10 protein-coding genes are annotated in these 9,099 nt (G+C 64.9%); 8 read left to right on the top strand and 2 right to left on the bottom strand.

The window, feature by feature from the left end; all coding sequences use genetic code 11:
• Positions 1-1,675: condensation domain-containing protein (locus ACNFG0_RS22570; RefSeq protein WP_416766484.1), on the bottom strand; the 1,675-nt coding region annotated here is incomplete at its 3' end.
• 213 nt (positions 1,676-1,888) lie between these two features.
• Between ACNFG0_RS22570 and ACNFG0_RS22575 the strand changes: the two genes are divergently transcribed.
• The 8 genes from ACNFG0_RS22575 to ACNFG0_RS22610 are packed head-to-tail and all read left to right on the top strand — an operon-like array spanning position 1,889 to position 7,928.
• Positions 1,889-3,079 (top strand): PepSY-associated TM helix domain-containing protein, encoded by a 1,191-nt coding sequence (locus ACNFG0_RS22575; protein WP_196143600.1) that lies wholly within the window; start codon positions 1,889-1,891, stop codon positions 3,077-3,079.
• Positions 3,076-3,615, top strand: a complete 540-nt coding sequence (locus ACNFG0_RS22580; protein ID WP_196143599.1) for a thiamine pyrophosphate-binding protein — start codon at positions 3,076-3,078, stop codon at positions 3,613-3,615. Before ACNFG0_RS22575 ends, ACNFG0_RS22580 begins: the two co-directional genes overlap by 4 nt.
• On the top strand, positions 3,612-3,929 hold the full coding sequence (locus ACNFG0_RS22585; RefSeq protein ID WP_196143598.1) for a hypothetical protein: 318 nt from the start codon (positions 3,612-3,614) through the stop codon (positions 3,927-3,929). The genes ACNFG0_RS22580 and ACNFG0_RS22585 overlap by 4 nt, the downstream gene beginning before the upstream one ends.
• Complete coding sequence (locus ACNFG0_RS22590; RefSeq protein ID WP_196166253.1) at positions 3,926-4,495, top strand: DUF6162 family protein; 570 nt, start codon at positions 3,926-3,928, stop codon at positions 4,493-4,495. The genes ACNFG0_RS22585 and ACNFG0_RS22590 overlap by 4 nt, the downstream gene beginning before the upstream one ends.
• 16 nt (positions 4,496-4,511) lie before the next feature.
• Positions 4,512-5,414 carry a metal ABC transporter substrate-binding protein gene (locus tag ACNFG0_RS22595; protein ID WP_196143596.1) on the top strand — a complete coding sequence of 301 codons (903 nt, stop codon included), beginning with the start codon at positions 4,512-4,514 and terminating at the stop codon, positions 5,412-5,414.
• Positions 5,411-6,154 (top strand): metal ABC transporter ATP-binding protein, encoded by a 744-nt coding sequence (locus ACNFG0_RS22600; protein ID WP_196143595.1) that lies wholly within the window; start codon positions 5,411-5,413, stop codon positions 6,152-6,154. The genes ACNFG0_RS22595 and ACNFG0_RS22600 overlap by 4 nt, the downstream gene beginning before the upstream one ends.
• On the top strand, positions 6,154-7,053 hold the full coding sequence (locus tag ACNFG0_RS22605) for a metal ABC transporter permease (RefSeq protein ID WP_416766487.1): 900 nt from the start codon (positions 6,154-6,156) through the stop codon (positions 7,051-7,053). The genes ACNFG0_RS22600 and ACNFG0_RS22605 overlap by 1 nt, the downstream gene beginning before the upstream one ends.
• Positions 7,054-7,055: 2 nt before the next feature.
• Positions 7,056-7,928, top strand: a complete 873-nt coding sequence (locus ACNFG0_RS22610) for a metal ABC transporter substrate-binding protein (RefSeq protein ID WP_416766490.1) — start codon at positions 7,056-7,058, stop codon at positions 7,926-7,928.
• Positions 7,929-8,081: 153 nt separating this feature from the next.
• Here ACNFG0_RS22610 and ACNFG0_RS22615 read toward each other — a convergent pair.
• Positions 8,082-9,099: RHS repeat-associated core domain-containing protein (locus ACNFG0_RS22615; protein ID WP_416766489.1), on the bottom strand; the 1,018-nt coding region annotated here is incomplete at its 5' end.

Below are 9,099 nucleotides of genomic sequence, written 5' to 3' on the forward strand. Positions count from 1 at the left end.
GGCCGACGCCACGGGCGATCAGCAGGTGCGCCAGCTGGTTGGCCCGGGCGTTGAGCTCGGCGTAGTTCAGCTGTCGGCCAGCAAAGGTCAGGGCCGGTGCCTGGGGCTGGGTCGCGGCCTGCTGTTCGAAGCGCTGGTGCACGGTGCACGCCAGGTCGTATGCGGCGAAGGTGTCGTTCCATTCGCGCCCTTGCCGCAGCTCGTGCACCTCGAGCATCGGCAGGTTACCGACCGATTGCCCGGCGTCTTCCAGCATCGCCCGCAGCAGGTTGACCCAGTGCCGGCCCATGCGCGCGATGCTACCGGCCTCGAACAGGTCGGTGGCATAGGTCAGCGCCGCGTGCAGCCGGCCGCCTTTTTCATAGGTGTCCAGGGTCAGATCGAATTGCGTGGTACGGCGGGTCGGCTCGATGGCCTGCACGGTCAGTGCGCTGCCCACGCGCATGGCATCGACGTCGGCGACCTGGGGCTGATGGTTGTACATGACCTGGAACAATGGGTTGTGACCATCGCCACGCGGCAGGTCGAGGGCTTCGACCAATTGCTCGAACGGCAGCTCCTGATGGGCCTGGGCGCCCAGTGCGGACGCCTTGGTCGCGGCCAGCAATTCGGCGACCGTCTGCCCGGGGTCGACCTGCACGCGCAGCACCTGGGTATTGACGAAGCAACCGATCAGCCCTTCCACCTCGCTGCGATTGCGGTTGGCGATCGGCGTGCCGATGCGCACATCGCCCTGGCCACTGTAGCGCTGCAGCAACACCGCAAACGCCGCTAGCAGCACCATGAATGGCGTCAACTGGTGCGTCTGAGCCACCTGCTTCAGGCGTTCGGCCAGGGGCTGGTCCAGCGCCAGTTCGTGGCGCTGACCTCGGTAGCTGGGTACCTGCGGGCGGGCGTGATCCAGGGGCAGCTCCAGGGGTGGGCAGGCCTGGCCCAGGTATTCCTTCCACCAGGCAACCTGGCGCGCCTGCTCACCGGCCTCCAGCCAGCTGCGCTGCCAGAGCGCATAGTCGGCGTACTGGATCGGCAAGGAGGGCAGTTGCGGTGCACTGCCTTCAGCCCGCGCGGCATAGCAGCGGCTGAACTCGTCGATCAGCACGTTCATCGACCAGCCATCGGAGACGATGTGGTGCAGCGTGAGCAACAACACGTGCTCCTGGTCCGCCAGGCGCAGCAGGCTGACCCGCAGCAAGGGGCCCCGGGCCAAGTCGAAGGGCGCGAACACCTGCTCATGAGCAAGCGCCTGCACCCGCGCCTCGCGCAGCTCTGGCGCCAGGTCGCCGAGGTCGGTGTAGCCGATGGTCAGCGGCTCGTGGGCCTCGGCCAGGCCCACCTGCCCTTCGCCCGCATCGACGAATAGCGTGCGCAGGGTCGCGTGTCGCTCGACCAGGTCGGCGAATGCCTGCTCCAGCGCGCCACGATCCAACGTGCCGCACAGCCGTACCGCGCTCGGCAGGTTATAAGCGGCGCCCTGCGGGTCGAGCCGCCACAGCACCCACATGCGCTTCTGCGCATAGGACAACAGCTGGCGCTCGACCGGCAGCTGGGCCGCGGCGATGGGCAACTGGGCGAAGTCGATGCCCTCGCGCTGCAATGCCTGCAAGAACAGCCGCCGCTTCTCCAGAGGCAGGTCGATATAGCGGCGGGCAAGTTTCAACGCATCTTGGGCATTCATCAGCAGTCATCCATTCGATTGGGCACGAGCCTTGGAGGGTCGATATCCCAGGGAAACGGATGGCCAGCGGGGAAAATTAAACGCCCGCCGGCACCTGGTTGAAACATTTGTTTGCATTTATTCGGTCGGGTTTTCGATTCTCATTCGTCTTATCTGTTGCAGCCCTTTGGTTGAGCCTCGGCTCGCCTCTCCCCTTTACAACAGAACAGACCGATGGCCCGACAAACGAAAAAATCCAAGTCCAGACTGTGGTTTCTCGTCCACAGCTGGCTCGCCCTGCCGATCTGGTTCTTCGTGCTGATCGTCTGCTTCACCGGCATGCTCGCGGTGGTCAGCCAGGAAATCGTCTGGCTGGCCAACCCCGACGTGCGCGCCGACAAGCCCCATGACGATGCCCAGCGCCTCAGTTACCAGCAGGTGCTCGATGCCCTGCACCAGGCCGAACCGGACATGGCCGTGCGCTTTCTCAGCCAGCCCGATGGCTCGCATTTCGCCTTGAAGGCCGCCGTGACCTACCCCGACGGCACCGCGCCGACGCTCTACGTCAACCCCTACACCGGCGTCATCCAAGGCAAGATGCCCGACTTCAACTTCGAAGCCTTCACCCGTGCCCTGCACGGCTGGTGGCTGGTGCCCTTCACCAATGGCTACAGCTGGGGCTGGTACCTGGTTTCCTTGCTCGGCCTGCCGATGCTGGCCTCGCTGATCACGGGCCTGGTGGTGTACAAGAAGTTCTGGAAAGGGTTCTTCAAGCTGCCGCGCCGCAGCCATGGCTCGCGTATCTTCTGGGGCGACCTGCACCGCCTGGCCGGGCTCTGGTCGATCTGGTTCATCGCCGTCATCTCCATCACCGGCACTTGGTTCTTGATCCAGGCGATCCTGGGTGACAACCACATCACCATTTCCAGCGAACCGGTGGTGCCGGTGATCGCTCGCGAGGAGGTGCCACGCACCGTCGACGGCAGCCCGGCACCACGCATCGACCTCGACGAAGCAGCGCGTATCGCCCAGCAGGCCATTCCGGGCCTGGAGATCAGTTTCATCACCTTGCCGGGCACCGCCTACAGCCATATCAGCCTGGGTGGGCGCGGCTGGTACCCGCTGATGTTCCAGACCGCCGAGGTCAACCCCTACACCCGCAACGTCGACAGCCAGTTCCTGCTCGGCGACCGCTCGGCCCTGGAGTTCGTCACCGAATCCATGCGCCCACTGCACACCGGCGACTTCGGCGGGCTGGCGATCAAACTGGTCTGGGCCTTCTTCGGCCTGATCCTGACCCTGATGGTGTTCAGCGGCCTGCTGATCTGGACCAAGCGCACCGCCCAGGCCACGGCTGCGGCCCTCAAGCGCAGCGAGCGTGAAGCCAGGCCGCGCAGCCAGGCTGCCGTGGAGGCCCGCCCATGAATCAGGCACATACCCTGCCCGCCAGCGCGCTGAAGCAGTTCTGGTTGAAGTGGCGTTTCCACCTGAACATCCTGCTGGTCCTCATCCCTCTGGGCTTCATGCCCAAATACTTTGCCGACGCCAAGCTGTTTCGCGGCGACGCCGGGTTGGGCGCGAACCTGATCCGCGATATCCAAGTGGGCCCCTACCGCCTGGACCTGGCCGAATTGCGCGATGAAGCCCCGCGCGCCAATGGCCCGGCCGGCTACTTCAAGCAGTTCAATGCCGCGCTGTGCACGCAGTGCGTCGAGGGCGCCAAGGCTGTCTACCTGCGCGTCGGCAAGCCCCGCAGCCTGCGCGCCGCGGGCACGCTGTTCTTCGGCCCGGCGTATCGCATGGGCACCTCGCTGCCGGTGCCTGCGCGTACCCGTCCTGACGCTGCGCTGTGGATCACCATCGAAGGCTGGGACGGCCAGCTGCACCAGGCCTCGGTCCCACTGGCCAAGGCATCGCCGGCCACCGTGGCCTGGCTCGAGCAACAAGGAGGCAAGAAATGAAACCACTGCTGCGCAGGCTCGCCCTGCCCCTCTTGGCCCTGGCCGCGACCCCGGCGCTGGCCCACAACCCGATGTGCGAATGCACCGAGTCCGGCGAGCAGATCACCTGCAAGGGTGGCTTCTCCGACGGCAGCGGTGCGCCTGGGGTGACGCTGGATGTGATCGGCTACGACGAGCAGGTGCTGGTCGGTGGCAAGCTGGGCGATGACTCGACCTTGACCTTCAAGCGCCCCGACGGCGAATTCTACGTGCTGTTCGACGCCGGCCCCGGGCATGTGGTGGAAGTCGACCACGCCGACATCGCCGCGCCATGAGCCGCGCCCAGGTGGTGCGCCCCGCCGGCGCCGGGCACGAAACCCTCTACGTGCTGCTCAGTGCCTTGTTGATCGTCGCCCTCGCCGCCACGGTGGTGCTGTTGCGCGGCGAGCGCCAGGACGAGGTGGCCATCGCCAGCCACCAGATCGATGCCCGCCGCGACCTCAGCGCGGCCGAGCAAGGCATCTACACCGACCTCTGGGTGGCGGTCGAAGAAATCCAGCTGTTGCGCGAAGACAGCGGCTACCTGCCAGGCGTCGAGGCCTTGGCCGAGGAAGGCCTGCCGCCTTTCACCCGTGACGCCAGCAGCCAGCGCCGCGGGCAGCATCATTGGCAAGGGTTGCCAGGCGATGCGTACCTTGGCCAGAGCCAGGATGCCGCAGTCGCCGGCAGCTTCCTGCTGATCCTGCCCCCAGGCCAGGGGCAACCGGCCGATGTCTGGCTACGTCGCGACCGCAGCGCCGTGGTACCCGACGACCTCGCCCCCGCTGCGCTGATCGCAGCGGGCTGGCAGCAAGTGGTCAGCCATTACGACGCCGGGGTCACCCGCCAACACCGCCACTGAATCCAAGGACTTCTCCATGCTCCGCTCCGCCCTCGCCCTGCTACTGGCCTGCGCCCTGCCCGTCCTGGCCCTGGCCGATAACGGCAAGCCCCTGCGCATCGGCATCACCCTGCACCCCTACTACAGCTACGTGAGCAACATCGTTGGCGACAAGGCCGAGGTGGTGCCGCTGATTCCGGCCGGTTTCAACCCCCACGCCTATGAACCACGTGCAGAGGACATCAAGCGCATCGGCACCCTGGATGTGATCGTGCTCAACGGCGTAGGCCACGACGACTTCGCCGACCGCATGATCGCCGCCAGCGAAAAGCCTGGCATCACCACCATCGAGGCCAACGCCAACGTGCCGCTGCTGGCAGCCACCGGCATCGCGGCCCGGGGCGCCGGCAAGGTGGTCAACCCGCACACCTTCCTGTCGATCAGTGCCACCATCGCCCAGGTCAACAACATCGCCCGCGAACTGGGCAAGCTCGACCCAGACAACGCAGCCTTCTACCGCAGCAATGCCCGGGCTTACGCCAAACGCCTGCGCACCCTGCGCGCCGAGGCGCTGGCCAAGGTCACCCAGGCACCACAGGCGTCCTTGCGCGTGGCCACCATCCACGCCGCCTACGACTACCTGGTGCGCGACTTCGGCCTGGAGGTGACCGCGGTGGTCGAGCCGGCCCATGGCATCGAGCCGAGCCCGGCCCAGTTGAAGAAGACCATCGACCAGCTCAAGGCCCTGGACGTGCAGGTGATCTTCTCGGAGATGGACTTCCCGTCCGCCTACGTCGAGACCATTCAGCGCGAGTCGGGCGTGCGCATCTACCCGCTGACCCATATCTCCTACGGCGAATACACCCAGGACAAGTATGAGGTGGAGATGAAGCGCAACCTCGATACCGTCGTGCGCGCCATCCAGGAGACTCGCGCGTGACCGCCGCCAACCTCAATGCCGCCTGTGGGCCACGCATTGACTTCGACGGCATCGACCTGACCCTGGGGCGCACGCGCATCCTCGAACAGGTACGGTTCAGCGTGGCCCCCGGCAGCGTGCACGCCATCGTCGGCCCCAACGGCGGCGGCAAGAGTTCGCTGGTCAAGACCTTGCTCGGGCAGATGCCCCACCAGGGCCGGCTCACCCTGCACTGGCCAGGGCCAGGCGAAGTGATCGGCTACGTGCCCCAGGCCCTGGAGTTCGACCGTGGCCTGCCGATGACCGTGGACGACTTCATGGCTGCCCTCTGCCAGCAGCGCCCGGCCTTCCTGGGCCTGGCCCGCAACGCCCGGCCCGCCATCGACGCGGCCCTGGCACGGGTGGGCATGCTCGACAAGCGCAAGCGGCGGATGGGTGCGCTGTCGGGCGGTGAACGCCAGCGTGTGCTGTTGGCCCAGGGCCTGGTCCCCGAACCGCAGCTGCTGGTGCTCGACGAACCCATGTCGGCCCTGGACGAAGCGGGCATCCAGGTGTTCGAGCAGCTGCTGCAGGCCTGGCGCCAGGCCGGCACCACGGTGCTGTGGATCGAGCACGACCTGGAGGCAGTGCTACGCCTGGCCGACCGGGTCACGGGCCTGAGCCGCCAAGTGCTGTTCGACGCCCCACCGGCCCAGGCCCTGACCCCGGAACGCCTGCTGGGCCTGTTCTCCGTCCACCCTCGCAGCGAGAGCCTTGCCTGATGAACTATGAAGCCTTCCGCCAACTGGTCCAGGGCTGGGCCACGGCGGGCTATCTGCCGGAGGCGCTGGCCTACGGTTTCGTGATCAACGCCCTGCTCGCGGGCCTGATGATCGGCCCCGTGCTGGGTGGCCTGGGCACCCTGGTGGTGGTCAAGCGCTTTGCCTTCTTCTCCGAGGCGGTCGGCCACGCCGCGCTGACCGGCGTTGCCATCGGCATCCTGCTCGGCGAGCCCTACACCGGGCCCTACGGCAGCCTGTTCGGCTATTGCCTGCTGTTCGGCATGCTGCTCAATTTCCTGCGCAACCGCACCGGGTTGTCGCCGGACACCTTGATCGGCGTGTTCCTCTCGGTGTCCCTGGCGCTGGGCGCGAGCCTGCTGCTGATGCTGGCCGGCAAGATCAACGTGCATATCCTCGAGAACGTGCTGTTCGGCTCGGTACTGACGGTCAGCGGCCAGGACCTGGTGGTGCTGGGCATCGTCGCGATGCTGGTCCTGGCCCTGGCTTTGCCGCTGTACAACCGCATCATGCTGGCCAGCTTCAACCCGCAACTGGCTGCGGTGCGCGGGGTGGCGGTGAAGACCCTGGACTACCTGTTCGTGGTGCTGGTGACCTTGGTCACCGTGGCATCGGTGAAGGTGATCGGGGCGATCCTGGTCGGTGCCCTGTTGGTGATCCCGGCCGCCGCTGCGCGCCTGGTCAGCCAGTCGCTCAAGGGCTTTTTCTTCATTTCGCTGGCCATCGCCACCCTCAGCACCCTGTTGGGCATCCTGCTGCCCATCGTCTTCGACCTGCCTGTGCCTTCGGGCGCGGCGATCATCCTGGTCGCGGGCGCCTGCTTCGCCCTCGCGGCCCTGGCCCGCGCCCTCCTCCCCCGCCTGCAAGGAAACCCGGCATGACCCTGAACCTCAAGCACCTGACCCTGGCCCTCGCCCTGGGCGGCGTACCCGCCTTGGCCCTTGCCGATAGCGAAGTGCTGACCACCTTGCCGGTGACCCACAGCCTGGCTGCGACCCTGGTCGAAGGCACCTCGGTACAGCTCAAGCGCGCTGCACCAGCCAACCTGCCCGCCACGCGCCAACCTGCTTATTTCAGCGGTCGCGGTGGAGCCAGCCTGCACAAGGCGGCGCAGCAGGCCGATGCGGTCATCGGCCTACGCTCGATCTGGCGCGACGACCCGCTGTATCCCATGGCTCGGCGCAGCAATATCCGCATCGTCGAGATCGATGCCGCGCGCCCGGTGGACGGTGCCCTGCCGGGCATCGCGATCAAGGGAGACGAAGCCTTTGCCCACTATCCCTGGCTCAACCCGACCAACCTCGGGCGCATGGCTGATGTGGTGGCCAACGACCTGGAACGCCTGTCGCCCGGCGACAAGGACAAGATCCAGGCCAACCTCGCCGGCCTCAAGCGCCAATTGCTGGCCCTGGCCTCCGAGTCGCAGACACGTCTGGCCGAGGTCGACAACCTCAGTGTGGTCAGCCTGTCCGAACGCTTGGGGTACCTGGCCAGCGGGCTGAATCTGGACGTGGTGGACCAGCCATTGCCCGCCGATGGGCAATGGGATGCCGCCACGCTGCAGACGCTAACCGACAATCTGAAAGCCCAGGACGTGGCGCTGGTCCTGCACCACCGCCAGCCAGAGCCAGCTGTGGCGGCGGCGATCGAGGCCGGTGGCGCCCGGCTGCTGGTGATCGACAGCGAACCGGAGGATACCGTCGGTGGTTTGAAGGTGAGTGTCGAGCAGGTGGTGGCGGCGCTGGGTCACGGATGAGCTATGAGTTCTTGCTTCGCCACTGCGCCGTCCATTTCCGTCCTGTCTGCTTGGGTTCAACTCCATTTGCCGGCCGTGGCCGCCGGATCGCAGACAGGCTGGCGCACGTAATTGCTGGAAACACCGGCATCGGCACTCTAGAACCATCACGTTTCAGAGACAAACCCTCAACTTATCAGCCAGCCACGTTGTCTCCCGCTCGAACCTGACCTCACCAGAATAGATATCTTTCAAATCATGCCGATAGGCGTGATCCGCACTCTTTAGCCTCACCACCGTCGTGCCACTGCTGGCCTTACTGATCTCCTTTACTTTCAATTGTGTAAGAGGGCTGATTAAGATGTGATCAGCCAAGATAGTGGTGGGCGCCATCTTTTTAGGCACGGTTTCATCCAGCACCAGTGCTACTTGATCAGCGCCCTCGCCTGCCAGCCTCGTGGCCCAATCCCCCCACCCAATCGTATTGCGAAGCAATGCGGATGCCGACATGTACCCCTGGTCGATCACAACATCATTTTCTCTTATCTCATTCCCATATACACCCGTCGGAACCGTCAGCATTCTGTAGGCAACACCCTCATAGTCCTCAAGGACTGAAACTTCGTCTCTAAGCTCCTCGACAAAATTCGGATGCGTTTGGCGAAACTCATCCTCTTCCCCGACCGACAGTGTTCCACGCAAATGCCCATTGAGTAACCGATATGCATCATTCCCTCCCTCTGTATAAGTCATCAGTGCGGGCAAATCATTACTCTTTGAAGCTAAGCGGCTCAACATCTCCCCATCCCTTTGTCTTGTGGCCTCATCAACCTCCTCTCGCTGATCATCATTGACCACACGCATATAATCCTGAAATTCTCGGACGAGAGGTGATGGACCTCCTTCGCTCAAAAAACGCATGACCTTTTCTAACATTCGTCCATCTCTGTCGATGGCAGAAGCTGGGTTATTCCCTACCATCCAGAATACGTTCAAGCCATCCACGGGTCCTGCTGGATCTGCACTCAACCACCGCCCTGCCCAAGATTGGTAGTAGCGGTAGCCGTAGTAGTACAGCCCTGTGGCATCGCGCTCTTTGCCGGAATAGCGCACGGTCTTGAAGCGGGCCTCGACCTCATTGCGCGCAGCCCATACTGCGGTGCCGCCAAAGGGGTAATACTCTTCCTGGCTG

Origin of the sequence: Pseudomonas sp. NY15372 (genome assembly GCF_048068215.1) — a bacterium.
In the GTDB taxonomy this organism is placed as follows: domain Bacteria; phylum Pseudomonadota; class Gammaproteobacteria; order Pseudomonadales; family Pseudomonadaceae; genus Aquipseudomonas; species Aquipseudomonas guariconensis_A.

Excerpts from the sequence above, each read along its gene's own strand:
- ACNFG0_RS22595 (WP_196143596.1), top strand. The coding sequence starts at position 4,512 with ATGCTCCGCTCCGCCCTCGCCCTGCTACTGGCCTGCGCCCTGCCCGTC.
- ACNFG0_RS22580 (WP_196143599.1), top strand. The coding sequence starts at position 3,076 with ATGAATCAGGCACATACCCTGCCCGCCAGCGCGCTGAAGCAGTTCTGG.
- ACNFG0_RS22605 (WP_416766487.1), top strand. The coding sequence starts at position 6,154 with ATGAACTATGAAGCCTTCCGCCAACTGGTCCAGGGCTGGGCCACGGCG.
- ACNFG0_RS22585 (WP_196143598.1), top strand. The coding sequence starts at position 3,612 with ATGAAACCACTGCTGCGCAGGCTCGCCCTGCCCCTCTTGGCCCTGGCC.
- ACNFG0_RS22575 (WP_196143600.1), top strand. The coding sequence starts at position 1,889 with ATGGCCCGACAAACGAAAAAATCCAAGTCCAGACTGTGGTTTCTCGTC.
- ACNFG0_RS22590 (WP_196166253.1), top strand. The coding sequence starts at position 3,926 with ATGAGCCGCGCCCAGGTGGTGCGCCCCGCCGGCGCCGGGCACGAAACC.